The 24,692-nt window shown below is 66.4% G+C and carries 24 protein-coding genes; 17 read left to right on the top strand and 7 right to left on the bottom strand.

Annotated features, from left to right (window positions below; all coding sequences use genetic code 11):
* The first annotated feature begins 23 nt into the window (after positions 1 to 23).
* From HS053_RS19885 to HS053_RS19860, 6 genes are all read left to right on the top strand, one after another.
* Positions 24 to 1,094 carry an ABC transporter permease gene (locus HS053_RS19885; RefSeq protein WP_174212994.1) on the top strand — a complete coding sequence of 357 codons (1,071 nt, stop codon included), beginning with the start codon at positions 24 to 26 and terminating at the stop codon, positions 1,092 to 1,094.
* Positions 1,091 to 1,996: a nickel transporter permease gene (gene nikC / locus HS053_RS19880; RefSeq protein ID WP_174212993.1), complete on the top strand. Its 906-nt coding sequence runs from the start codon at positions 1,091 to 1,093 to the stop codon at positions 1,994 to 1,996. The genes HS053_RS19885 and nikC overlap by 4 nt, the downstream gene beginning before the upstream one ends.
* A complete protein-coding gene (locus HS053_RS19875; RefSeq protein ID WP_174212992.1) occupies positions 1,993 to 2,823 on the top strand; it encodes an ABC transporter ATP-binding protein in 831 nt (276 codons plus the stop codon). Before nikC ends, HS053_RS19875 begins: the two co-directional genes overlap by 4 nt.
* 1 nt (position 2,824) lies before the next feature.
* The gene (locus HS053_RS19870) at positions 2,825 to 3,583 is read left to right on the top strand and encodes an ABC transporter ATP-binding protein (RefSeq protein WP_174212991.1); all 759 of its coding nucleotides are present in this window, start codon (positions 2,825 to 2,827) and stop codon (positions 3,581 to 3,583) included.
* A 75-nt stretch (positions 3,584 to 3,658) separates the two neighbouring features.
* Entirely contained in the window at positions 3,659 to 4,717 is a 1,059-nt protein-coding gene (locus HS053_RS19865; protein WP_174212990.1) for a dipeptidase, read from the top strand.
* Between the two features lie 209 nt (positions 4,718 to 4,926).
* Positions 4,927 to 5,688 carry an SDR family NAD(P)-dependent oxidoreductase gene (locus HS053_RS19860; RefSeq protein ID WP_174212989.1) on the top strand — a complete coding sequence of 254 codons (762 nt, stop codon included), beginning with the start codon at positions 4,927 to 4,929 and terminating at the stop codon, positions 5,686 to 5,688.
* Positions 5,689 to 5,882: 194 nt separating this feature from the next.
* Here the strand turns inward: HS053_RS19860 and HS053_RS19855 are convergent, their stop codons facing one another.
* Positions 5,883 to 6,992, bottom strand: coding sequence for a mandelate racemase/muconate lactonizing enzyme family protein (locus tag HS053_RS19855; protein ID WP_174212988.1), 1,110 nt, complete (start codon positions 6,990 to 6,992; stop codon positions 5,883 to 5,885).
* A gap of 156 nt (positions 6,993 to 7,148) precedes the next feature.
* Between HS053_RS19855 and HS053_RS19850 the strand changes: the two genes are divergently transcribed.
* The gene (locus tag HS053_RS19850) at positions 7,149 to 8,285 is read left to right on the top strand and encodes an aromatic ring-hydroxylating oxygenase subunit alpha (RefSeq protein ID WP_174212987.1); all 1,137 of its coding nucleotides are present in this window, start codon (positions 7,149 to 7,151) and stop codon (positions 8,283 to 8,285) included.
* A gap of 43 nt (positions 8,286 to 8,328) precedes the next feature.
* Positions 8,329 to 9,027 carry a sirohydrochlorin chelatase gene (locus HS053_RS19845; protein WP_174212986.1) on the top strand — a complete coding sequence of 233 codons (699 nt, stop codon included), beginning with the start codon at positions 8,329 to 8,331 and terminating at the stop codon, positions 9,025 to 9,027.
* 64 nt (positions 9,028 to 9,091) lie between these two features.
* Here HS053_RS19845 and HS053_RS19840 read toward each other — a convergent pair whose 3' ends face one another.
* Together HS053_RS19840 and HS053_RS19835 are read right to left on the bottom strand one after the other, a co-directional pair.
* Positions 9,092 to 10,483, bottom strand: coding sequence for a glutamine synthetase family protein (locus tag HS053_RS19840; RefSeq protein WP_174212985.1), 1,392 nt, complete (start codon positions 10,481 to 10,483; stop codon positions 9,092 to 9,094).
* Positions 10,484 to 10,492: 9 nt separating this feature from the next.
* The gene (locus HS053_RS19835; protein ID WP_174212984.1) at positions 10,493 to 11,872 is read right to left on the bottom strand and encodes an aspartate aminotransferase family protein; all 1,380 of its coding nucleotides are present in this window, start codon (positions 11,870 to 11,872) and stop codon (positions 10,493 to 10,495) included.
* Positions 11,873 to 12,017: 145 nt separating this feature from the next.
* Between HS053_RS19835 and hisC the strand changes: the two genes are divergently transcribed.
* From hisC to HS053_RS19820, 3 genes are read left to right on the top strand one after another with little or no spacing between them, the layout of a single operon-like run.
* A complete protein-coding gene (gene hisC, locus HS053_RS19830; RefSeq protein ID WP_174212983.1) occupies positions 12,018 to 13,103 on the top strand; it encodes a histidinol-phosphate transaminase in 1,086 nt (361 codons plus the stop codon).
* A complete protein-coding gene (locus HS053_RS19825; RefSeq protein WP_174212982.1) occupies positions 13,100 to 14,041 on the top strand; it encodes a prephenate/arogenate dehydrogenase family protein in 942 nt (313 codons plus the stop codon). Before hisC ends, HS053_RS19825 begins: the two co-directional genes overlap by 4 nt.
* A 3-nt stretch (positions 14,042 to 14,044) precedes the next feature.
* Positions 14,045 to 14,923, top strand: coding sequence for an extensin-like domain-containing protein (locus HS053_RS19820; protein ID WP_174212981.1), 879 nt, complete (start codon positions 14,045 to 14,047; stop codon positions 14,921 to 14,923).
* Between the two features lie 4 nt (positions 14,924 to 14,927).
* Here the strand turns inward: HS053_RS19820 and HS053_RS19815 are convergent, their stop codons facing one another.
* Positions 14,928 to 15,908, bottom strand: coding sequence for a DUF2125 domain-containing protein (locus HS053_RS19815; RefSeq protein WP_174212980.1), 981 nt, complete (start codon positions 15,906 to 15,908; stop codon positions 14,928 to 14,930).
* A 71-nt stretch (positions 15,909 to 15,979) separates the two neighbouring features.
* Between HS053_RS19815 and HS053_RS19810 the strand changes: the two genes are divergently transcribed.
* The 3 genes from HS053_RS19810 to HS053_RS19800 all read left to right on the top strand — a co-directional run bounded on the left by HS053_RS19810 (position 15,980) and on the right by HS053_RS19800 (position 19,363).
* Positions 15,980 to 16,498 (top strand): gamma-glutamylcyclotransferase, encoded by a 519-nt coding sequence (locus HS053_RS19810; RefSeq protein WP_174212979.1) that lies wholly within the window; start codon positions 15,980 to 15,982, stop codon positions 16,496 to 16,498.
* 84 nt (positions 16,499 to 16,582) lie between these two features.
* Positions 16,583 to 17,746 (top strand): biopolymer transporter ExbB, encoded by a 1,164-nt coding sequence (locus tag HS053_RS19805; protein ID WP_174212978.1) that lies wholly within the window; start codon positions 16,583 to 16,585, stop codon positions 17,744 to 17,746.
* 3 nt (positions 17,747 to 17,749) lie between these two features.
* Positions 17,750 to 19,363, top strand: coding sequence for a peptidoglycan -binding protein (locus HS053_RS19800; RefSeq protein ID WP_174212977.1), 1,614 nt, complete (start codon positions 17,750 to 17,752; stop codon positions 19,361 to 19,363).
* 5 nt (positions 19,364 to 19,368) lie between these two features.
* On the opposite strand, the gene pth is transcribed toward HS053_RS19800, so the two are convergent.
* Entirely contained in the window at positions 19,369 to 20,058 is a 690-nt protein-coding gene (gene pth, locus HS053_RS19795; protein ID WP_174212976.1) for an aminoacyl-tRNA hydrolase, read from the bottom strand.
* Positions 20,059 to 20,175: 117 nt separating this feature from the next.
* Here pth and HS053_RS19790 point away from each other — a divergent pair, with 117 nt between their 5' ends.
* The gene (locus tag HS053_RS19790) at positions 20,176 to 21,183 is read left to right on the top strand and encodes a glycosyltransferase family 2 protein (RefSeq protein WP_174212975.1); all 1,008 of its coding nucleotides are present in this window, start codon (positions 20,176 to 20,178) and stop codon (positions 21,181 to 21,183) included.
* A 58-nt stretch (positions 21,184 to 21,241) separates the two neighbouring features.
* Here the strand turns inward: HS053_RS19790 and HS053_RS19785 are convergent, their stop codons facing one another.
* Positions 21,242 to 21,832, bottom strand: a complete 591-nt coding sequence (locus HS053_RS19785; RefSeq protein ID WP_174212974.1) for a 50S ribosomal protein L25/general stress protein Ctc — start codon at positions 21,830 to 21,832, stop codon at positions 21,242 to 21,244.
* Positions 21,833 to 21,891: 59 nt separating this feature from the next.
* On the bottom strand, positions 21,892 to 22,383 hold the full coding sequence (locus HS053_RS19780) for an Rrf2 family transcriptional regulator (RefSeq protein ID WP_174212973.1): 492 nt from the start codon (positions 22,381 to 22,383) through the stop codon (positions 21,892 to 21,894).
* A 43-nt stretch (positions 22,384 to 22,426) separates the two neighbouring features.
* Between HS053_RS19780 and HS053_RS19775 the strand changes: the two genes are divergently transcribed.
* Both HS053_RS19775 and HS053_RS19770 read left to right on the top strand, forming a co-directional pair.
* Positions 22,427 to 23,347: an NAD(P)/FAD-dependent oxidoreductase gene (locus tag HS053_RS19775; RefSeq protein WP_174212972.1), complete on the top strand. Its 921-nt coding sequence runs from the start codon at positions 22,427 to 22,429 to the stop codon at positions 23,345 to 23,347.
* 71 nt (positions 23,348 to 23,418) lie between these two features.
* Positions 23,419 to 24,567 (top strand): MFS transporter, encoded by a 1,149-nt coding sequence (locus HS053_RS19770; RefSeq protein WP_174212971.1) that lies wholly within the window; start codon positions 23,419 to 23,421, stop codon positions 24,565 to 24,567.
* The last annotated feature ends 125 nt before the right edge of the window (positions 24,568 to 24,692 follow it).

Raw genomic sequence — 24,692 nt, 5'->3', positions numbered from 1 at the left:
GCAATCCGGCGCCCCGCATTCCCATGACCGATCTTTCCCCCGACCTTCCGTCCTCCGCCGCGCGCGCGGGCCTCTTGCTGCGTCAGATCGCCGGTGTTGCGGTCTCGCTGGCCTTCACTTTCCTTGGGCTGTTGCTGGTGACCTTCATCATCGCGCGGGTCGTGCCGATCGACCCGGTGCTGTCGATCCTTGGCGACCGTGCCACCGATGCCCAGATCGCCGCCGAGCGGTTGCGGCTGGGTCTGGACGAGCCGATGTGGAAACAGTTCGGCATCTATATCTGGCAGGCGGTGCAGGGGGATCTTGGCACCTCGATCCGCACCAAACAGCCGGTGATCGCCGAAATCGCGCAATATTTCCCCGCCACGCTGGAGCTTGCCACGCTGGGCACCATCATCGGCGTGGCGCTGGGTGTGCCCGCAGGCGTGCTGGCCGCGACCAAACCCGGAAGCTGGGCCGACCAGATCGTGCGGCTGATCGGGCTGATGGGCTATTCGATGCCGGTGTTCTGGCTGGGGCTGATGGGGCTTTTGCTGTTTTACGGCGTGCTGGATTGGGTCGGCGGGCCGGGGCGGCTGGATGCCGCCTTTGACATGATGTTCGAATTCGAGGTGACGCAGCATACCGGCATGATCCTTGTCGATACCGCGCTGGCGGGCCGCTGGGACATGTTCGCCAATGCCTTCAGCCATATCGTGCTGCCGGCGGGCCTCTTGGGATACCTGTCGATGGCCTATATCAGCCGCATGACCCGCAGCTTCATGATGAACGAGTTGGGGCAGGAATATATCACCACCGCAAGGGTCAAGGGGATGCCAGAGCGGCGGGTGATCTGGGTTCATGCCATGCGCAACGTGCTGGTGCCGCTGATCACCGTGGTCGCGCTGTCCTATGCCTTCCTTCTGGAAGGCGCCGTGCTGACCGAGACGATCTTTGGCTGGCCGGGCCTTGGCAGCTATATCACCGATGCGCTTCTGGTGGGCGACATGCCCGCCGTGCTGGGCGGAACCGTGGTGGTGGGGGTGGTCTATATCGGGCTGAACATGCTGTCTGACCTGCTCTACCGCCTTGTTGACCCGAGGGCGCGGACATGAGCGCGCTGACCCAATGGCTGCGTGACCCCAGCCCGCAAAGCCGCCTTCAGGCCCGTCTGGGGCAAAGCTTCATGGGCTGGCTGCGCTTTCGCCGCAATCCGCTGGCGATGGCGGGGCTTGCCGTTGTCCTGCTCTTGCTGGTGGTGGCGGCCTTTGCGCCATGGCTTGCGCCCTATGATCCGATTGCGCAGAACCTCAAGCTGCGGCTCTTGCCGCCGCTGACCGCCGGGCATCCGCTGGGCACCGATGATTTCGGGCGCGATATCCTGTCACGGCTGATCATGGGATCGCGGATCACCCTCTTCATCATCACGCTGGTCGCGGTCACGGCGCCCCTCTTCGGAATGCTGGTGGGCACCATCGCGGGCTATTTCGGCGGCTGGACCGACGAAATCCTGATGCGGGTCACCGATATCTTCCTTGCCTTCCCCAAGCTGATCCTGGCGCTGGCGCTGGTCGCCGTGCTGGGCCCGGGGATGGAAAATGCGGTGCTGGCCATCGCCCTCACCTCATGGCCGCCCTATGCAAGGGTGGCGCGGGCCGAAACGCTGACGGTGCGCAATTCCGACTATATCGCCGCTGTGCGCTTGCAGGGCGCGGGGGCGGCGCGGATCATCTGGGGCCATGTCATGCCGATGTGCCTGCCCTCGGTGATCATCCGCGTCACGCTGGACATGGCCGGGGTGATCCTGATTGCCGCCGGTCTGGGCTTTCTCGGCCTTGGCGTGCAACCGCCGATGCCGGAATGGGGTGCCATGATTTCCGCCGGCCGCAAATACCTGTTCGAGCAATGGTGGGTCGCCACCATGCCCGGCCTTGCCATCTTCATCGTCTCGCTTGGCTTCAACCTTCTGGGCGACGGGCTGCGCGACGTGCTTGATCCAAGGAACTCCGGCAAATGACCCTGCTTTCGGTAGAAAACCTGCGCGTCACCTTCGACACCGAGGCCGGTCTGGTCGAGGCGGTGCGCGGCGTATCCTTCAGCCTTGGCCGCGAACGTCTGGGCATCGTTGGCGAAAGCGGCTCGGGCAAGACCATGACAGGCCGCGCCGTGCTGCGGCTGATCCGCCCGCCGGGCAAGATCACCGCCGACCGGATGGTGTTCGACGGCCAGGACCTGATGCAAGCCTCCGACCGCGAGATGCGGGCGCTGCGCGGGCGCCGCATTGCCATGGTGATGCAGGACCCGAAATACTCGCTGAACCCGGTGCTGAAGGTGGGCGCCCAGTTGATGGAGGGCCTGCGCCAGCGCGACCGTCTTGGCCGTGCCGAGGCCCATGCCAAGGCGGTGGCCGCGCTTGAGGCGGTGCAGATCCGCGACCCGGACCGGGTGATGGACGCCTACCCGCATGAACTGTCCGGCGGCATGGGGCAGCGGGTGATGATCGCCATGATGCTGATTCCAAACCCCGACCTCTTGATCGCGGATGAACCGACCTCGGCCCTTGATGTCACGGTTCAGGCCGAGGTGCTGTCGATCCTTGACGGCCTTGTGCGCGACCGGGGCATGGGCCTGATCTTCATCAGCCATGACCTGCGGCTGGTGGCCCGCTTCTGCGACCGGGTGCTGGTGATGTATAAGGGAAAGGTGGTCGAGGAACTGGCCGCGCGCGACCTGACCCGCGCCAAACACCCCTATACCCAGGGCCTTCTCAACTGCCTGCCGCGCATCGGCGGGCCGCGCCAGCCGCTGCCGGGGCTGGACCGCAACGCGGAATGGGCCACCTGACATGGCGCTGATCGAGATTGAAAACCTCTCCGTTACCTTCACCGCCAAGGGCCGCAAGGTGCGCGCGGTGCAGGGCGTGTCCCTGTCCGTCAACGAACGCGAAAGCTTTGGCCTTGTGGGTGAAAGCGGCTCGGGCAAATCCACCATCCTGCGGGCGATCTGCGGCATGGCCCCGATCACCGGCGGCACCATCCGCATCGGCGGCCAGCCGCTGCCAACGCCCCGTGGCCGCGCCTTTTCCCGGCAGGTGCAGATGGTGTTTCAAGACCCCTATGCCAGCCTGCATCCCCGCCACACCATCGACCGCACCCTGTCCGAACCGCTGGCGATCCACGGTCTGGCCGATACCGATGCCCGCGTGGTGCAGGCGCTCAAGGATGTGGGCCTGCCCGCCGCCTTCCGCTTCCGCTTTCCGCATCAGCTTTCGGGCGGCCAGCGTCAGCGCGTCGCCATCGCCCGCGCCCTGATGCTGGAACCCTCGATCCTGCTCCTGGACGAGCCGACCAGCGCGCTTGACGCCTCGGTGCAGGCCGAAACCCTGAACCTGCTCAACCGCTTGCGCACCGAACGCGGGCTGACCTTCCTGATGGTCTCCCACGACCTCGCGGTGATCGACCATATGTGCGACCGCGTGCTGGTGATGCAGCACGGCCGCGCGGTCGAGGAACTGGCCCGCGAAACCCTCGCCGCCGCCGGAATGACCACCGATTACGCCCGCAGCCTCTTCGCCGCCTCCGCCGACCGGATGCTCGAAACCTGACCCCATCCTCTCTCTGCAAATATCCCGGGGTCCGGGGCAGCGCCCCGGTTCCGCCATCAACCGAAAGCACCACCGATGATCCCCGTATTCGACGGCCATAACGACCTTCTCCTGCGCCTGCACGAGGCGCCCGACCGCCGCGAGGCGATCTGGCTTACCGGCGAGGGCAAGGGTCATCTCGACCTGCCCCGCATGAAGGCGGGCGGCTTCGCCGGTGGCTTCTTCGCCATCTACATCCCCTCGCCCGAGGCGCATGACGGGCTCGACTATATGACGGCGATGGAAAATCCGCCCTTCGCCCTGCCCCTGGGCGATCTGATCGGCCACAAGGCGGCGCAGCCGGTGGCGCTGTCGATGGCCGGGCATTTGCGCTGGATGGAGCGGTCGTCGCAGGGCGCTTTCAAGGTCTGCACCACCGCAGCCGAACTGCGCGCCTGTCTGGCACAGGGGGTGATTGCGGGCATCATGCATATGGAAGGCGCCGAGGCGATCGGCCCCGACCTCGACGCGCTTTACCTCTATCACGACATGGGGCTGCGCTCGCTCGGTCCGGTCTGGTCGCGGCCCACGGTCTTTGGCCATGGCGTGCCCTTCGCCTTCCCCTCCTCGCCCGACACCGGCGAGGGGCTGACCCCGGCGGGCAAGGATCTGATCCGGCTCTGCAACAAACTGCGGATCATGATCGACCTCAGCCATATGACCGAGAAAGGCTTCTGGGATGTGGCCGCCCTCAGCGATGCGCCGCTGGTCGCCACCCATTCCAACGCCCATGCCATCACCCCCTCGTCACGCAACCTGACCGACCGGCAACTGGCCGCGATCCGCGACACGGGCGGCATGGTCGGGCTGAACTACGCCACCTCCTTCCTGCGCCGGGATGGCAGGCAATCGGGCGACATGGGCTGGGAAGACGCGCTGGCCCATCTCGACCACCTCTTGGAGAAGCTGGGCGAAGATCACCTCGGCCTTGGTTCCGACTTTGACGGCGCCACCATCCCCGTCGGGATCACCGATGTCGCGGGTCAGCAAAATCTGGTGCAAGCGATGCGCGACCATGGCTATGACGAGCCGCTTTTGCGCAAGATCTGCCACGGCAACTGGCTGCACCTTTTGGAACGAACCTGGGGCGCCTGAGCCCTTTGCCGCCGGACGGACCGGGGGCCAGCCCCCCGGACCCCCGGAGTATTTCGAAAGGTGCAAATGCAAGTCGCCCTGCCCATTTGCACCTTTCCAAATACTCTCTGGGGGTGCGGGGGGCGACGCGCCCCCGCTCCGGGGTTTGCGGAAGCGCGAACTTGCCAAGTTGCGCGCCACCTTTCAGGATGCGCGCAGGAGGACATCCCATGACACTCGCCCTTGTCACCGCAGGCCCCTCGGCCATCGGACGCAGCCTTGTGACCGCCCTTGCCGGGGCGGGGCATGATGTGGCCTTCACCCATATGGGGCAAGCCGCTGCCGCCGCCGCGCTGGTGGCAGAGGTGAAGGCACTGGGCCGGCAGGCGCTCGCGCTGGAAAGCGATGCCGGGGATGAGGCTGCCGTGGCGCGGTTCCATGCGCTGGCAGCCGATTGGGCCGGGGCCGCGCCGCGCGTCATGGTCAACAATGCGGGCATCCAGACATGGTCGCGGCTGGTCGATCTGCCGGTTGCCGATTGGGACCGGGTGATGGCCACCAATCTGCGCGGCACCTTCCTGAACACCAAGGCCGCGGCCAAGGCGATGATCGCGGCGGGCCATGGCGGCAGCATCGTCACGCTGGGCTCGGGCTGCAACAAGGCGGCTTTTCCCCGGCTGGTGGATTACACGGCCTCGAAAGGCGGGATCGAGCAGTTCACCAAGGTCGCTGCGGTCGAGCTTGGCCCGCATGGCATCCGCGTCAACTGCCTCGCCCCCGGCGCGATTGCGACCGAGCGGACGGCGGCCGAGGCGGGCGATTATTCCGCCACCTGGGCCAAGGTCACGCCGCTCCGCCGGGTCGGCACGCCCGAAGACCTGACGGGGCCGCTGCTGTTTCTGTGTTCCGAAGCGGCGGGTTTTGTGACCGGGCAGACGATCTGGGTCGATGGCGGGGTGTTTTCGCAGGCGACTTGGCCTTATGAGACCTGAGGCCAGAGTCGGGGTAAACCCCGACCTACGGGGGCCGCCGCATCAACGTGCCGGGTCGGCATGTCCGAGGGTCTGACCGGGCGGCTCTTGGCCCTGCGGTCCGAAGCGGGGCGTTTTCGCAGGTGACCTGGCCTTATGAGATTTGAAGCCAGAGTCGGGGTAAACCCCGACCTACGCGCCCTGTAGGTCGGGGTTTACCCCGACTCACCCCCGCTCATCCGGTAGCTTGCCTTCTCCAGCCAGCCGGGGTTGATCTCTACCCCCCATCCTGGCGCCTCGGTGACCGTCGCATGGCCGTCTTCGATGGCATAGGGATTGCCCAGAAACAGCCCCTCCTGCCACGGGTAGTAATCCGGCCCTTCAATCGAGTATTCCAGATACTTCCCGGCATTCGGGATCGCCCGCAGAAGGTGCATGGTGCAGATCGTGACCATCCCCAGATTGGCCGCATGGGGCGTCACCGGCAGCCCCGTTGCCTGCCCCATCCGGCAAACCTCAAGCGTGCGGTGAATGCCGCCGATATACATCACATCGGGTTGCAGGATATCTACCGCCCCACGGTCGAGCATCAGACGCCAGCTTGAAAACTCGCAATCCTGCTCGCCCCCGGCCACGTCCAGCGACAGGGCCGCGCGCACTTCGGCGGTCTGGTCGGGTTCCCAATAGGGGCAGGGTTCCTCGAAATGGCCGATGCCATTGTCTTGCAGCATCCGGCCCACTTCGATGGCCCGCGCCGGGGAAAAACCGGAATTGCCGTCCACCAGCTTGTCCACCCCGTCGCCCAGCGCCTTGGCCACCACCGGGATCACCGCCTCGGTCCTGCCCGGCCATTCGTCACCGTCGCGGCCGCATTCGGCGCCGACCCGCCATTTGAAGGCGGTAAAGCCAAAGGTGTCGCGCAGGCGCAGGAACCGCGCCGCCTCATCCTCGGGCGTGATGTCGCGTTTCATCGAACTGGCATAGGCGCGCACCCGCCCCGGGCTGCCGCCCAAAAGCGCCGCCACCGGCTTGCCCTCGACCTTGCCGCGCAGATCCCACAGCGCGGTGTCCAGCCCCGCCTGCGCCCGGCGCAGATAGCTGCCCGGAAACTTGTGTTCCTTCTCATAGATGCGGCGGATCGTATCGGCGAAATCCAGCGCGTCGGTGCCCAGCGCATGGGGCGCCACCTGCCGGTGAAAGATTTCGCAGGTGATGTCGGCCTGATAGGTCGAGACCTGCCCCCAACCCTGACTGCCATCTTCGGCCGTGGCGCGCACAAAGCCGACATCGCGGGTGGTAAAGGTTTCAAGTTTCGTGATCTTCATACCCGACATCCCCTCGCTTGCGGTTTCAGGATTAGCCTGCCCCTAAGCAGCACTCAGCCATTTCCGCGCCTTCCTGTCCCGGTTGCGACGTGAAACGGTCGTGACAAGCCCCCGGCCCGGTGCTTTCATTGCTTCAGCGCAGCAGGAGTCCCGCCCATGACCCGCCACGATCCCGACCTGACCCCGCTTGAGGAATTGCGCCGCAACGTCGGCGTGCCGTTTGAACAGGCGCTGGCCATGCCGAAATCGGTCTATACCAGCCCCGAATTCGCCGCACAGGAGATGCAGCACATCTTCGCCCGCGAATGGCTTTGCGCCGGCCGGGCCGATGCCCTGCCCAATCCCGGCGATTATCTGACCATGCAGATTTCGGGCGAGCCGATCGTGGTGCTGCGGGACCGGGCCGGCGCCCTGCGTGCGATGTCCAATGTCTGCCGCCACCGGATGAGCCAGCTTCTGGAAGGGCGCGGCAACACCCGCTCCATCGTCTGCCCGTATCACGCCTGGACCTACAATCTGGACGGTTCGCTGCGCGGGGCGCCCGCCATGACGCTGAACGAAAGCTTCTGCAAGGAACAGATCGGCCTGCCGCAGGTGCGCTGCGAGGAATGGCTGGGCTGGATCATGGTCACGCTGAACCCCGATGCGCCCTCCCCCTCGGTCCGGCTGGCCGAGGTCGAGGCGCTGGTCGGCAATCTGCATATGGAAGCCTACAGCGAAGCCTTCCGCGAAGAGTTCCGCTGGGCCACCAACTGGAAGGTGCTGGCCGAGAATTTCATGGAAAGCTATCACCTCCCGGTCTGCCACAGCGGCACCATCGGCGGCTCGGTTGACCTGATGAAGATGACCTGCCCCGAGGGACTGGCGGCCTTCAACTATCACCATATTCTGAAGAATGACGCGATCCCGCTGGCGCTGGCCCATCCGAAGAACACGGTCCTGCAAGGGGATGAGCGGCGCAGGACATGGCTTCTGGCGATCTATCCCTCGCTGATGATCACGCTGACGCCGGGCTATTTCTGGTATCTCTGCCTCACGCCAGACGGGCCGGGCCATGTGAACGTGCTGTTCGGCGGCGGGTTGTCGCCCGAATTCGTGGCCGATCCTGAAGCGGCCGAGCATTTCGCGCAGGTCAAGGCCCTGCTGGACGAGGTGAACATCGAGGACAAGGGCTGTGTCGAGCGGGTCTATCGCGGGCTGTGCGCCAGCATGTCCGAGCCGGGGCCACTCAGCCATCTGGAACGGCCGAATTTCGACTTTGCCCGCTATATCTCGGGGATGATGCCCGGCTGACCGGCATCTTGCGCCGGGGGGCCGCGCCCGGCACAAAGGGCGCATGACACCGGTCCTGATCATCGCCCATGGCCAGCCGTCCGACCCGCGCCCCCTGGCCGCGGAGGTAGAGGCGCTGGCAGATGCGGTGGCCATGGTCGCGGGCCGCCCGGTGGCGGCGGCCACATTGGCCGAACCGGGCGCGCTGGCGGCAGCCGTCGCGCGGCTGGGGCCACGGGGGCTGGCCTATCCGCTGTTCATGGCAGGGGGCTGGTTCACAAGGATCAATCTGCCGCGCCGTCTGGCCGAGGCCGGGGGACAGGGCTGGCAGGTGCTTGAGCCGATGGGCTGTGACCCCGCGATTCACGGTCTGGCGGTGACTTTGGCGGGCGAAGCGGGCGGCGAAAGCGTTGTGCTGGCCGCCCATGGCTCGGGCCGGTCGGCGGTGCCGTCGGATATTGCCGCGCATGTGGCGGGGCGGATCGGCGCCGAACTGGGCCTGCGGGCCGAGGCGGCCTTCATTGATCAGTCCCCACGGCTGGCCGATTTGCGCGGACATGGGCCGGGGGCAGTCTGCCTGCCGTTCTTTGCCGCCGGTGGCGGGCATGTGACACAGGACATTCCGGCGGCGCTGGCCGAGGCGGGTTTTGCCGGGCGGCTCTTGCCCGCGCTGGGGCTGGACCCGAGGGTGCCGGGGATCATCGCGGCGGCGGTTGCGGCGGGGCAGCCGGTCTGCGCGGGCGAGTGTCGCTGGAAACGGTAGATGGGCAAATTGCCCATCCTACCGGCGCCCAATCGTAGGATGGGCAATCTGCCCATCCCCCCGCTTAAACCGTGTAAAGATACAGGTCGAAATCCACCTCGGACACCGTCCGCATCACCCGCGCATATTCGGCCGCCTTCACCGCGGTAAAGGTGCGGTGCATATCTTCGCCCAGTGCCTCGCGCAGGAAGGCCGAGCCCTGCGCCGCCCGGATGGCCGAACGCCAGTCGTCGGGCATCACGATGCCGGTCTCCACGTCATAGCCGTTGCCCGTCACCTCCGGCCCCGGATCAATCCGCTCGGCCAGTCCCTTGCGGATGCCTGCCAGCACGGTTGCGGCCACCAGATAGGGGTTCGCATCCACCCCCGCCGGGCGATGCTCCACCCGCCGGGCCCGGATATCGCCCGCCGGAATCCGCAGCGCCACCGAGCGGTTGTTCACCCCCCATGTGGGCGAAACCGGGGCATAGCTTTGCGCGGCAAAACGGCGCCATGAATTGGCATGGGGGGCAAAGACCAGCATGGATTCCGCCATGGTCTGCTGCAAGCCGCCGATGGCATAGCGGATGGTGTCGGACCACTGCCCCTCGACCTCTTCGATGAAAACGTTCCGTCCGCTGCCATCTTGCAGCGACACATGAAAATGCATCCCCGAACCGGCGTAATCCTCGTTCGGTTTGGCCATGAAACAGGCGGTCACGCCATGCAGCCGGGCGTGCATCCTGACCAGACGCTTCAGCCGCATCAGATCATCCGCCGCCTGCATCACATTCTCGCGGTAATGCAGGGTCAGTTCATACTGGCCGGGCGCAAATTCGGAAATCAGGGTTTCCGCCTTGATTCCCGCCGCCTTGGCCCCGGCATAGATATCGTTGAAAAGGGGCAGCATCCCGTGAAGCTGATCGACCGAATAGACATCGGTCTTGGAATTGCGCCGCTTGTCCAGCACATCGCGGGCCGGAACCATCTTGCCATTGGCGTCGCGCTCGTTCTCCAGCAGGAAGAATTCCAGTTCAAAGGCACCTGCCGGATACAGCCCCTCTGCCGCCATGGCATCGACCTGCCGTTGCAGCGCATGGCGCGGGTCCGAAGTCATCGGGCGGCCGTCGAGTTCGTAGACCGACAGGAAGACCTCGCCCCGCGGCGGGGTGGTTCCCGCCAGCGGCACCAGCGTTCCGGGGATCGGCCAGGCGCGGCGGTCGCCGTCGCCCTCATCCCAGATCAGGCCGGTTTCATGCACATCCTCGCCGCAGATATCGAGGCCAAGAATCGAAATCGGCAGATGCCGCCCCGATTTGTAGACCGACAGGAGTTCATGGCGCCGGATGATCTTGCCACGCCCGATGCCATTGGAATCGTGCAGAACGATGTCGAACGCCTCGATCTCGGGATGGGCGGCAAGGAAGGCTTCGGCTTCGGCAACGGTCGAACCGGAGGGGCTGGTCATCTGGGTCATCTCTGGCTCTCAGGCAAAAAGTTCGGTCAGCACTTCGTCAAAGGCGGCAATCAGGCGGTCCACCTGCCGTTTCTTCGTCTTGGGGCTGATCAGCATCATGTTGTGGAAGGGCGCAATCAGGCTGCCCCGGTTCAGAAGGGCCACATGCAGCGCGCGTTCGACCTGCGGCTGATGCGCCAATGCGGCTTCGGCGCCGTTCTTCAGCGGGCCGGGGGCGCAGATGAATTCAACCCGGGCGCCGACGCGGACGACATGCCAAGGCGCCTGCACCCGGTCGATCACCTTGCGCAAGCCCGCCGACAGGCGCGCGGCCAGCTTTTCCATGTGATCATAGTTCTTCGCCGTCATCACCTCGGCCAGCGTGGCGCGCAGGCAGGCGAATTGCATCGGATTGGCCGAAAGCGTGGTGCCCATGCCGGAATGGCCCGAAGGCCGCGCCGCATTCACCTCGACATAGCGCGCGGCGGTCTCCGGCGTCATGCCCCAGACGGCGGTGGGCATCCCGCCCGCCACGCATTTGCCGACCACGAACATGTCGGGCGAGAGCGAATGCACCCCGGTATAGCCGCCCAGACCGCTGGAAATCGTATGCGTCTCGTCGATGATCAGCAGCGCGCCATAGCGGCGCGTGAGGCTGCGCAGACCGTCATGGAAGCCCGCTTCGGGCAGCACCATGCAGGAATTGGTCATCACCGGCTCGGTCAGGATGGCGGCGACATCGCCCTTGGCCAGTGCCGCCTCGACCCCGGCAAGGTCGTTGAACTCGACACAGACGGCGCCCTGGGTCAGGTCGGCAAACTGGCCCAGAAGGCCCTCGCGGTTCCGGGTGGCGCCATTGGCAAGCTCCACCATCGCATCGTCAACCGTGCCGTGATAGCAACCGTTGAAGACAAGGATCTTCGGCCGCCCGGTGACTGCCCGCGCCACGCGGATGGCAAAGCGGTTGGCATCGGTGGCGGTGGTGGCGATTTGCCAGCGGAAATCGCCGAAGCGTTCACACAAAAGCCGCCCCGCCTCCAGCGCGTCTTCGGTGGGCAGCATGTAGGTCAGCCCGCGCGCAGCCTGATGCCGGATCGCCTTGGCCACCGGCGCGGGCGAATGGCCGAACATGCTGCCGGTATCGCCAAGGCAGAAATCGTCAATCTCATAACCGTCGATATCGGTGATCCGCGCGCCATGCGCCTTGGTGACCAAGGGCAGGTGCGGCATCGGCCAGTCCTTCATCCAGTGCAGCGGCACGCCGTCAAGGAAGACCCCGGCCCCCGCCTCTTGTGCCGCCTGCGCCTTGGGACGGCCCGCGGCAAAGCGTTTCGCCTCACGCGCGGCAAGTTTTTCCAGCCGGTCGGTGCGGACACCGGCAATCAGGTTGGCAGCAGGATCGGTGGGCATGGTGGCACCTCGGGCAAGGGATGCGACCTTATGGCAAATAATTTGATCAAATGGAAGGCGCCCCGTGAAGGCCAGAGGTCAGATTTGCCGCTGGCCAAGCCCTCCGGCCCCCGCTAAAACCCCGGCCAGCAGTTCGAGGATTCCGATGAGTGACCTGATCCGCCCGCAACCCGGCATCATGGAGATTGCGCTTTACGAAGGGGGCAAGGCCGCCGTCGCAGGCGTGTCCAATGTGGTAAAACTGTCCTCGAACGAGAACCCGTTCGGGCCATCGGACAAGGCCAAGGATGCCTTTGCCCGTTCGGTCCATACCCTGCACCGCTATCCCTCGACCGACCATGCCAGCCTGCGCGAGGCGATCGGCGAGGTTCACAAGCTGGACCCCGCCCGCATCATCTGCGGCGTGGGCAGCGATGAGATCATCACCTTCCTGTGTCAGGCCTATGCCGGGCCCAAGGAAGAGGTGGTGTTCACCGAACACGGCTTCCTGATGTATCGGATTTCGGCGCTGGCGGTCGGGGCAACCCCGGTCGAAGTGGCCGAGCGTGACCGCACCACCGATGTGGATGCGATTCTGAAGGCGTGCAACCGGCGCACCCGGCTGGTGTTCATTGCCAACCCGAACAACCCCACCGGCACCATGATTTCACAGGCCGAGATTGAGCGTCTGGCCGATGGCCTGCCGCCGCAGGCCATTCTGGTGCTGGACGGGGCCTATGCCGAATATGTCGAGGGGTTTGACGGCGGGGCCTCGGTGGTCACCGCCCGCAGCAATGTCGTGATGACCCGGACCTTCTCGAAAATCTACGGTCTGGGCGGGTTGCGGATTGGCTGGGCCTATGGGCCGAAACCGATCATCGATGTGCTGAACCGCATTCGCGGCCCGTTCAACCTGTCGAACACGCAACTCGACACCGCCGAGGCGGCGGTGCGCGATCAGGATTATGTGAACCGCTGCCGCGCCGACAACGCCCGGATGCGCAACTGGCTGGCCGAGGCGCTGGCGGCGCTGGGGGTGCCTTCGGACACCTCGATGGCGAATTTCATTCTGGCCCGTTTCGCCAGCCCGGAAGACGCCGAGGCCTGCGACGCCTTCTTGCAGGCGCAGGGGCTGATCGTGCGCCGGGTGTCGAGCTATAAACTGCCGCATTGCCTGCGTATCACCGTGGGCGATGAGGCGTCGTGCCGCCGCGTGGCCCATGCCATCGGCCAGTTCAAGGGCGTGAAGTGACCCGCCCGATCTACAACCGCGTGGCCCTGATCGGGCTGGGGCTGATCGCCTCGTCCATGGCTCATGCCATACGCGCGGGCGGGCTGGTGGGCGAAATCGCGGGCCATGCGAAATCTGCCGAAACCCGGGGCGTAGCGCTGGAAATCGGGCTGTGTGACCATGTTTACGCCACCGCGGCCGAGGCGGTTCAGGGCGCCGATCTGGTTGTTCTGGCGGTGCCTGTCGGGGCGATGGCCGCGATTGCCGCCGAAATCGGCCCGCATCTGGCGCCCGGGGCCACGGTCACCGATGTCGGCTCGGTCAAGCAGGCGGTGATCGAGGCGGTGGCACCGCATATCCCCGAAGGCGTGCAGTTCATCCCCGGCCACCCGATGGCAGGCACCGAATATTCCGGCCCCCGGTCCGGCTTTGCCAGCCTGTTCCAGAACCGCTGGTGGCTGCTTACCCCGGCGCCCGAGGTGGACCCGGTGGCGCTGACCCGGCTGGAAGACTTGCTCAAGGCGATGGGGGCCAAGACCAACCGGATGGAACCTGCGCACCACGATCAGGTTCTGGCGGTGGTCAGCCACACGCCGCACCTGATCGCCTATACGATGGTGGGGGTGGCCGACCATCTGGCGCAGGTTTCAAACTCGGAAGTCATCGAATATTCCGCGTCGGGTTTTCGGGATTTCACCCGGATTGCCGCCTCGGACCCCACAATGTGGCGGGATGTGTTCCTGACCAACAAGGATGCCGTGCTGGATATCCTTGGCCGTTTTGCCGAAGAGCTGTTCGTGCTGCAACGCGCGATCCGCATGGGCGACGGCGAACATCTGTTCGACTATTTCACCCGGACCCGTGCGATCCGCCGCGGCATCATCGAAGCCGGGCAGGACACCGCCGCCCCCGATTTCGGCCGCGGCGCGGGTCCGGCCAAGCCCGCACCGGGGGCCTGAGCGATGCGGCGCCTCTGGGCTCCCGTCGTGTTTGTCCTGTCTGCCCTGCCGCTCATGGCCGATGCGCCTGCCAGCACCCCACGCCCGCTGCCCCGCCCGGCGGCGGTCACCGCCATGGCCGGTGCCAATGCCGCCGTTACCGCCCCGGCCCCTGCCGCCCTGCCCCGCCCGCGCGCCCGGCCTGCGGGGCTGACCGCCACCCCGCCGCAGCCCGAAGCGCTGATCCCGCTCGACACGCTGATCGCCTCGGTCCGGCCGCGCCCGCGCCCCGCCGATCTGGCCCCCCTGCCCGAGATTGATCTTGCGGCGGCGGCAACCAGCGACAAGACCCCGAAAACCAAGCAGAAAAAGCCCAAGCGTGAAAAGGCCAGCAAGGCCGGATCGGTCTGTGGCGACCCGCAAATCAAGGGCGAAAAGCTGGCGCGCATCACCTCAAAGGTGAAAGGCTGCGGCGTCGAAGAGCCGGTTCGCGTCACCTCGGTTTCCGGCATCCGCCTGAGCCAGCCCGCCACAATCACCTGCGAAACGGCAGAGGCGCTGCGGCAATGGGTGGACGGCGCCATGCGCCCGGCCTTCGGCAAGAAGCGCGAAGTGGTCGAGCTGCGGATTGCCGCCCATTACATCTGCCGCCCGCGCAACAACAAAAAGGGCAACAAGATCAGCGAACATGGCCGGGGCAAGGCAATCGACATCGGCGGCTTCGTCTTTTCGGACGGCACCGAATGGAGCATCGCGCGCGACTACAACGCCCCGATCCGCAAGGCCCATAAGGGCGCCTGCGGCATCTTCGGCACCACACTCGGCCCCGGGTCGGACGGCTATCACGAAGACCACCTGCATTTCGACACCGCGCGCTACAACAGCGGCGCCTATTGCAGATAGCGCGTCAGTTCATCCGCGGCGCCGGGCCAAGCGGCAGCGGCCCCAGCACCATCTGCCCCCCCGCCGCGCGCAGCGTCAGGTTCAGCACATTCGGATCGCCCCCCGCCTTGGCCAAGACCTCAAGCCCGCGCTCCAGCACCCGGGCCTGATCGGCGGTGGTGCGGCCCATCGCCACCATCAGCGGCAGAAGCTGCCGCCAGCCGGTGATCTTCACCTCGATTTCGCCCTCGGCGAGACCATCGGCCCCGGCGGCCATCCGGCCCCCGGCGGTGATCTGCAGGTTCCCCCAATCCAGCCGCGCCTCGCGCAGGTCCAGCACCGAGAGCCGGGGCTTTGCCTGTCCGGCGTGGCGGTCGATCGGCGCGGTAAAGCTGGCATAGGCATCCAGATGGAACAGATCCGCCCGCGCGGGCAGCCCCGCCGCCCCGGCAATCACCGGATCGGGGGTTATGCCCTGCAACTTCAGACCCAGCCGGTGGGTGTTCACAAGGCTGGGGTCTTCCTCGGTCGCTGCAAAGACCTGATCGGCGCCGAAAGACCAGCCCGCCGTGGAAATCAGCCGCAGCGCCTTCGCTTCGAACCGCGTCTTGTCCAGGGCAAGGCTGATCCCCGGATGCAGTTCCAGCGAGGCGAGCATCCCTTCGCCATCCAGCGCGATTTCCTGCCCGGGCAGCGTCACCACCTGCCCGGTGGGCAGCGCGGCGATCAGGTGCCAGGGCTTCCAGCTCATGGAAAAGACCTGAAGGAACGGCGTCTGCCAGCCGGTGCCCTGCGCCGGATCGGCCAGCACAAGATCACTCACGGTCACATCGACACGGCTGGGGAAGCCCTGCACCACCAGCGCAGATTTTTCGGCCGTTATACCCTGTGCCGCCTGTTCGGCGAACCAGCTTTCGGTGCCGTTGCGGATCGAGGTCGAGGCCACGAACCACAGCCCGCTCCACAAAGCCGCCGCGATGACGGTGATCCAGATCAGAACGCGCATGGGCAGGCTTCCTTTCGCTTTGCCCGCTGATTACACCTCTGCCCGGGCAAGGGCCAGCAAAGGTGCATCACATGTGGGTTTTCGGGTATGGCTCGCTGATCTGGCATCCGGGTTTCGCCGTGGCCGAGGCGCGGGTGGCGCGGTTGCGGGACTGGCATCGCAGTTTCTGCATGCGCTCGATCCACCATCGCGGCACCGAAACCGCGCCGGGCCTTGTGCTGGCGCTGGATGCGGCACCGGGGGCGGTCTGTGACGGGGTGGCCTTTCGCGTTGAACCGGGAACCGAGGCCGAAACCCTTGCCGCCCTGCGCGAGCGTGAGCTGATCTCGTCGGCCTATCTCGAACGCGAAGTCACGCTCGATTTGGCCGAGGGCGGGCAGGTGCGGGCGCTGGCCTATGTGATCGACCCCGACCATGTGCAATATTGCGGCGGTCTGCCGCTTGAGGAACAGGCGCGGATCATCGCGGATGCGGTGGGCGGGCGCGGACCGAACCGCGATTACCTTTTCGCCACGGCACAGCATCTGGCCGATCTGGGCATTGCCGACGCCGATCTGGAATGGCTGGCGGCGCGGGTGGCGGCGCTGTAACTGCACCGGCACACGCGGTTTTGCTTGGCCTTTGCCCGCCGCCTGTTATGCTTTGCCCGAGCAGCAAGAGGTCGGAACCAACCGATGGACAGCACCAGAGCGGCCCCCGAGACCCATTTCAGCCAGCCGATCCGCCAGATCGTGACCATGTTGCTGGTCTGCGTGCTGGTCGCCAGCGGCGCCTGGCTGATCCATGACACGGTTTTCGGCATCATCGCCACCAATCCGCTGCTGAACGGCTTCATCACCGCCGTCTTCCTCTTGGGGGTTGCCACCTGTTTCTGGCAGGTGCTGATCCTTGTGCAGTCGGTAAGCTGGATCGAGCGGTTCGCCCGCCATGACCCCGGCGCCGAAGAGGCCGCGCCGCCCCGCCTTCTGGCCCCTCTGGCGCAGCTTCTGCACAGCCGCGGCGCGCGGACGCAGATTTCCTCGACCTCGGCCCGCTCGATCCAGGATTCGGTCGCCACGCGGATCGACGAGGCGCGCGACATCACGCGCTATCTGACCAACCTTTTGATTTTCCTTGGCCTTCTGGGCACATTCTATGGGCTGGCGACCACGGTTCCCGCCGTGGTGGAAACCATCCGCAGCCTTGCCCCGAAAGAGGGCGAAAGCGGGCTGGAAGTTTTCGGCAAGCTGATGGGCGGGCTGGAAAGCCAGTTGGGCGGCATGGGCACGGCGTTTTCGTCGTCGCTCTTGGGGCTGGCCGGGTCGCTGGTGGTCGGGCTGCTCGAACTTTTCGCCGGCCATGGCCAGAACCGTTTTTACCGCGAGCTTGAGGATTGGCTTTCGTCGATCACCCGGCTGGGCTTTGCCGGCGCCGATGGCGACAGCGCCGATGGCGGGGCGGTGTCGGCGGTGCTGGACCATCTGGCCGGTCAGGTCGAGGTGTTGCAGACGCTGATCGCACAATCCGACGAAAACCGCGCCGCCACCGATGAGGGGCTGGCGCAACTGACCGCCGCCATCAACAAGCTGGCGCGGATCGCGGTGGACGAAAAGGGCCAGCACGCCACGATGATCCGCATTGCCGAAGGGCAAGAGCGGCTGGTGGCCGCCCTGACCGGCGAGGACAGCAAGGCGCAGGTCGATGCCGAAAGCCGGATGCGCCTGCGCTCGATCGACGTGCAATTGCTGCGGATTCTGGAAGAGCTGGCGGCAGGCCGGCAAGAGGCGATGGCCGATCTGCGGGCTGATCTTTCCACGCTGACCAATACGGTGCGGCAACTGACGCGCGGGCGGGTCTAGGCCATGGGCCTTTCGCGCCGCCGAGACAGTTCCAACATCTGGCCCGGCTTCGTCGATGCGGTGACGACGCTTCTGATGGTGCTGATGTTCGTGCTGACCATCTTCACCGTCATGCAATCGGTCCTACGCGAGACGATCACCGCCCAAAGCGGCGAGTTGCAGTCGCTGACCGCGCAGGTGGCGCAACTGGCCGATGCGCTGGGGCTGGAACGCAGCCGGGCCGAGGGCTTGCAGGCCGAGGTCGGCACGCTGACCGCCTCGCTTGCCACGGCGCGGGCCGAAGGGGCGCGGCAGGCCGATCAGATTGCCGGGCTGACGGCGCAACTGGCCAGCGCCCAAGGTGCGCTGGGCGAGGCGCAGGGGCGCATTGCAAGCTTTGAAGCGCAGGTCGCCAGCCTTCTGGCCGAGCGTGACGCAGCGCGCGGGCAGGTCGGCACGCTCACCGCCTCGGTCGAAGAGCTGAAGGCGGCGCAGTCCAGACTGATGACCGAGAAAGAGGCGCTGGACCTTGCCCTTGCCAAGGCCCGGACCGAAATCGACAAGAGCGCCGAAGAGGCCCGTCTGGCCGCCGCCCGCCGCGCCGCGATTGAGGCTTTGCTGACCGATCTGCGTGCCAAGGGAGAGGCGGACAAGGCGGCGCTGGAGGCGGCGCAGGCGAAGCTGACCGCGGAAGAGGCGGCGCGGCTGGCCGATGCCGCTGCCCTTGCCACCCTGCGCGACAAGCTGAAATCCTCGGATGAGGAACTCACGGCCATGACCCTTGCGCTGGAAGAACAGCGCAAGCAGGCGGAAGAGACGCTGACCCTGCTTGCCGCCGCGCGGGCTGCGGCCGACAAAGCCGGTGCGACCGGCGACCAGAAGGCGGCCCTTCTGGCGGCTGCCGAAGCGGCCCTCACGGCCGAACAGCAAAAGACGCTGGAAGCGGCCCGCAAGGTGGAACTTCTGAACCAGCAGATCACCGCGCTGCGCGGGCAATTGGGCGCCCTGCAGGATTTGCTGGATGCCTCTGCCGCCCGCGATGCCGAAGCCAAGGTGCAGATCGAGGCGCTGGGAACCCAGTTGAACACCGCCTTGGCACAGGTCGCCAGCGAGCAGAAGCAGCGTGCCGAAATGGAGGCGGCCGAGCGCAAGCGGCTGGAGGCGGAAAACCAGAATCTTGAGAAATTCCGCTCGGAATTCTTCGGCCAATTGCGCCAGCTTCTGGCGGGGCGGCCCGGGGTGCGGGTGGTGGGCGACCGTTTCGTCTTTTCCTCCGAGGTGCTGTTCCGACCCGGTTCGGCCGATCTGGCCCCCGAAGGCCGCAACCAGATCGCCGGGGTGGCCGCGACCCTTTCCGAAGTGGCGGGCGACATTCCCCCCGAGATCGACTGGATCATCCGCGTCGATGGCCATACCGACAATGTGCCGCTGTCGGGCACCGGCGAATTCGCCGACAATTGGGAACTCAGCCAGGCGCGGGCGCTGTCGGTGGTGCGCTATATGGTGGACGAGCTGGGCTTTCCGCCGAACCGGCTGGCCGCCACCGGCTTTGGCGAGTTTCAGCCCGTGGCCAGCGGCGACAGCGCCGAAGCCCGCGCCCAGAACCGCCGCATCGAGTTGAAACTGACCGAGCGATAGCGGCGTCAGCGGAACTTGTCGGCCAGCCGCTGCAACGGGCTGCGCGGCACTTCGGCGGCGGGCTCCTGAACCTCTGCCGGGGTGGCGGCTTTTGCTGTGGCTTCCTTTGCCGCGCCGCCCGAACGGGGTGGCGCCACCCGCAGCGACACCGCATTCATGAAGCGCGTGCCGTCCCCCTCGGCCAGCGCCGCCGCCCCATCGGAGATGCCGCGCAGCAGATCGTCGAGCCAGTCCTGATCAGCCTTGGCGAAATCATGCAGCACATAGGCGGCCACCGCATCCTTGTGGCCCGGATGACCGATGCCCAGCCGCACCCGGCCATAGGCTTCGCCCAGATGCTGATGGATCGAGCGCAGGCCGTTATGCCCGGCATGGCCGCCGCCCTGTTTGACGCGCAGCTTGCCGGGGGCGAGGTCAAGCTCGTCATGGAACACCGTCACATCGGCAAGTTGCAGCTTGTAAAAGGTGACCGCCGCCTGAACCGACTGCCCCGAGAGGTTCATGAAGGTTTCGGGTTTCAGCAGCACGACCTTTTCGCCGCCCAGCCGCCCTTCGCAGGTCTGCCCCTGAAACCCCTTCTTCCACGGTGAGAAGCCATGGTCCGCCGCGATCCGGTCCAGCGCCATAAAACCGATGTTGTGGCGGTTGCCCGCGTATTTCGCCCCCGGATTGCCGAGGCCCACGAAAAGTTTCATCCGCCCGTTCCCGTTGCTGCGCCTTGCCGGAAATCCCATGACCTGCCCGCCATGGCAAGCCCGCTTGACAGTGCCGCGCCCGGGCAGCAGCCTGCGCCTTCGGGTAAGGAGGTTCGCTTGCGCATCACGGTCGTCGCTTCGATGCGCAACGAAGGCGCCTTCATCGTCGAATGGCTGGCCTGGTATAAGATGCTGGGCTTTACCGATGTCGTGGTGGTGACCAACGCCTGCACCGACCGCTCGCCGCAATTGCTGGACGCGCTGGAGGCCGCAGGGCGGTTGTACCATATCCGGCATGAGGTGCCCCCGGGCGCGCGCATCACCGAAGCCAAGCTGGCCGCGGCGCGGGCGCATAAATCGGTGCGACGGGCGCAATGGGTCTTTGTCTGCGACGTTGACGAGTTTCTGGTGATCCACAAGGGCAACGGCACGGTGGCCGAGCTGATCGGCCCGCCCGAGGCGCCGCCGTTTCTGGCCATGGCGCTGACCTGGCGTGTGTTCGGCACCTGCGGCATCACGGAATATCAGGATCTGCCGGTGCATCAGCAGTTCAGTCTGGCCCGGCCACAGGCATCAAGCCTGTCGCAATGGGTCAAGATGCTGTTCCGTCAGCCGCGCTGGTTTGACCGGCTGGGCGAGCATGGGCCAAAGGGCCTGTCGCCGGAAAAGGCGGCCCTGCGCGGGACCGAGCCGGGGCTGCAACTGGTCAATGCCGATGGCCAGGAGGTGACCGACTGGGATGTGACCGGGCGGCGCTATCTGCGGCGGCTGCCCAAGGAACTGGTCAGCCACCGGGTGGCACAGGTCAACCATTACATGCTGCGCTCGGCCGAAAGTTTCAGCCTGAAGGCCGGAACCCCCTCGCCCGTGGCGCTGTCCGACCGCTACACCAGCAGCTATTTTCAGCGCGCCGATGGCGGGCGGATGCCCGACAGCAGCGCCTTTCGCTATGCCGACGCCTTTGAGGCGATGCGCCACAGGCTGATGGCCCTGCCCGATGTGGCGCGGCTGCATTACCTGTGCTGCGCCGATCATATGGCGGCGATCTGCGCCAAGGCCGGGCGCCGCCCCGAGGACGAACCGCGCTGGCAGGGCTTCATGGCGCAGGCGGCTGCGGCGCCGTAAAAGCAGCGGGGCGCGGAAGGTCTCCCTTCCGCGCCCCGCCTTGCCCGCAAAGGGGCGATTACTCTTCCGACGCGGCCAGACCCGAGGGCGCCGCGATATTGGCGATCACGAAGTTGCGCGCGATGGTCGGGCGCACACCGGCCGGCAGGGCCACATCGTTGATGTGGATCACATCGCCGATCTGCTTGCCGGTCAGGTCAACCGTCACATGGTCGGGAATATCCCCGGCCAGCACTTCCAGTTCGACTTCCGAGCGCACGATGGTCAGCGTGCCGCCGCGCTTCAGCCCGGGGCTGGCGGCGTGGTTCTCGAACTCGACATGGATGAACAGGTTGATGCGCGATTCGTCGTGGATGCGCATGAAATCGACGTGGGTCGGCAGATCCTTGACCACATCGCGCTGTACGCCGCGGCAGATCACATGCACGTCTTCCTGGCCTTCAACCTTGAGGTTGAACAGCGTTTGCAGGAAGCGGCCCTGACGCAGGCGCTTGAGCAAGGCGTTGTAGTTGATCTTGATCGGCGTCGGCTCTTTGCCGTCGCCATAAACGATGCCGGGTACGGTGCCCTCACGACGAGCTTGACGAGCGGCCCCCTTGCCTGTCCCCGTCCGCACCTCAGCGATGAAGTCTTGAGCTTCACGAGCCATGGTCTTCTCCTGATGAATAAGTCCGCCATCCTCCAAGGGTGCATGGCGCGACCGGGGGCCTATAGCGGGGAATCGGGGGCGGGGGAAGCGGAAACTTGACAATTCTGCCCGGGTGCTGCGCCGGTCGATCCGGCGGGCGGCAGGGCGCGGGCGATGTCGGCAAGGCTGCGGGCCGCGAAATGACGGGCAATCACCGCCTCTGCCTCGGTCAGGGCGGCGGCCACGGTGCCGGCCATTGCAGCCTCGATGGCGCAGGGATGGCCCGGCGCGGGGGCAAAGGCAATGGGGGTCAGGAACGGCTCGTCCAGCGCCCGATAAATCTCTTCCAGCGTCACCGCTTCCGCCGGGCGGGCCAGCCGCCAGCCGCCGCCATGGCCCTTTTCGGACAAAAGGATGCCCGCCGCGCGCAACGGGCCCAGCACACGGCGCACCACCACCGGATGGGTGCCATGCATCGCCGCCAGCTCTTCCGAGGTGCGCGGTCGGGTCGGGTCCAGCGCCATATGGCCCAGTGTGTGAAGGGCGAGTGAGAACTTGCCGGTTTGCTTCATGTAACTATATAAGTTGCGTGATATTGGGAAAGGCAGGGCGAAGATGGCACAGGACAGAACCCGGGGCGACGGCGAAATGCTGGATGCGGTGGTGATCGGCGGCAGTTTCGCCGGGATTTCGGCGGCGCTTTATCTGGCGCGGGGCCGGCGCAGCGTGGCGGTGGTGGATGAGGGGGAAACGCGCAACCGCTTTGCCAGCGCCGCGCATGGACTGTTGGGCCATGATGGCAAACCCCCGGCGCAGATCCGCGCCGAAGGTCTGCGTGACCTGCTGGCCTATCCCGAGGCGCGGCTGATCGCGGGGCGGGCACTGCGGGTAACCGGGCAGCGCGACGATTTCACGGTGGAACTGGCCGGGCAAAGCCTGCGCTGCCGCCGTCTGGTGCTGGCCTATGGGATGCGCGATCTGTTGCCCGATCTGCCGGGGCTGGCCGAGGTCTGGGGCCAGACGGCGTTTCAATGCCCCTATTGCCATGGTTATGAATTGAGTGACCGCAAAGCGGCGCTGTGGATGGGCGGGCCGCATGTGGCCGATCACGCCCGCTTTCTGCGGCAATGGGTACCAGAGCTAACGCTGTTGCCGGATGGGCTGCTGAGTGAGCAGGACCACGCCACCCTCACATCGGCAGGCGTGCGGGTGGCCGCGGCGGCGCCGGTCCGGCTGCAATCGGACGGACCGCGGCTTCAGGTGATCCATCTGTCCGATGGCCGCACCCTGCCCGCCGAGGTGCTGTATATGGCGACCCGCGCCGAACCGGCCTGCGATCTTGCGGCGCAACTGGGCTGCCGGATGGAGATGGGGATGCAGGGGCCGATCGTGGCGGTGGATGCGATGCAGGCCAGTTCGGTGCCCGGCGTCTTTGCCGCAGGTGACCTTGCCCGCCCGGTGTTCGGCGCGGGTTTTGCCGTGGCGGCGGGGGTGATGGCGGGCACCGCCTGCCACCGCAGCCTCGTGCTGGGTTAAGACGTCGGCGGCGACGGCGCAATGTCGGCGGCAAGCTTGCGGCAGGGGCGCGGGCGGGGTAGCTGCGCGCTATGCGTCTTCCCCATCTGATCCCGATTGCCCGTGCGCCGCTGGCGGCCTTTGCCGCCATGGGCGTGCTGTGGGGCAGCTTTGCCGCCGCCCTGCCCGACCTCAAGACCATGCTGGACGTGAACGAGACGCGGCTGGGCCTGTTGCTGTTCACCACGCCGTTGGCGGCGGTTCTGGCGATGCTGGCTGCGCCCGCGGTGGGCGCGCGGCTGGGCCGGGTGGCGCTGCCGCTGGCAACGCTGGCGATGGCGGTGGCCTTTGCCCTGCCCGGACAGGCGGTGGCGCTCTGGATGTTTCCGCTGGCCATGCTGTGCTGTGGGGCGGCAACCGGGCTGACCGATGTGCTGATGAACGCACGGGTCGCGGCGCTGGAGAACCGCCATGCGCTGCATCTGATGAACCTCTGCCATGCCGCCTATTCCTTTGGCTATGCCGCAGGCGCTGCGGGCACCGGCTTGATGCGGGATGCGGCCTGGTCACCCGGCTGGGTGCTGGGCAGCATGGCCGCGGTGGCGGCCTGCCTTGCCCTGCTGACACCCGAGCGGGACGGCGCCATCGACGGGCTGGCCCGGCCCAAGGACCGCAAGGCGGGGCGGCTGGGTCTGGTGCCGGTGATCGGCGGCGGCATGGTGCTGATCGCCTTCCTGACCGAGAATGCGGCCGAGAACTGGTCAGCGCTGCATATCGAAAAGACGCTGGGCGGCAGCCCCGGCCATGGCGCGATGGGGCCGGCGCTGATGGCGCTGACGATGGGCGCGGCGCGGCTGGTGGGGCAACGGATTGCCGGACGGATCAATCCGGTCTGGCTATTGACCGGCGGCGCGGCCGTGTCGGCCACGGGCGCGCTGATCGCTGCGGGAGCTGTCAGCCCGGTCATGGCCTATGCGGGCTTTGTGGTCATGGGGATCGGCTCTTCGGTGATCTCGCCCACGGCCTTTTCGCTGGTGGGTCAGCGCGCCGCGCCCGAGGCGCGGGCGCGGGCGGTGGCGCGGGCCACGCTTCTGGGCTATTTCGGCTATTTCTTCGGCCCGCCGCTTCTGGGTTTTGTGGCCGGGCATCTGGGGCTGCGGATGGCCTTTGTCTTTGCAGCCGCCATGCTCATGGCCGTGCCGCTGCTGGCGCGGTTGCTGAACGGCAACCGGCGGGGCTGAAAATTTTTCGGCGAAAAATTTTCGCGCCCGGCGGGCCCGGCGGAGAATCCGAGGGATTTTCCGCGCCCTGTCCTGAATGTGAATCGCTTGACGCGGTGGCGGAATCCCCCTAAAGCCCGACACAG

The sequence above is a fragment of the Tabrizicola fusiformis genome (assembly GCF_013328815.1).
Lineage (GTDB): Bacteria > Pseudomonadota > Alphaproteobacteria > Rhodobacterales > Rhodobacteraceae > Fuscibacter.
This window is presented reverse-complemented; position numbering and strand designations above follow the sequence as displayed.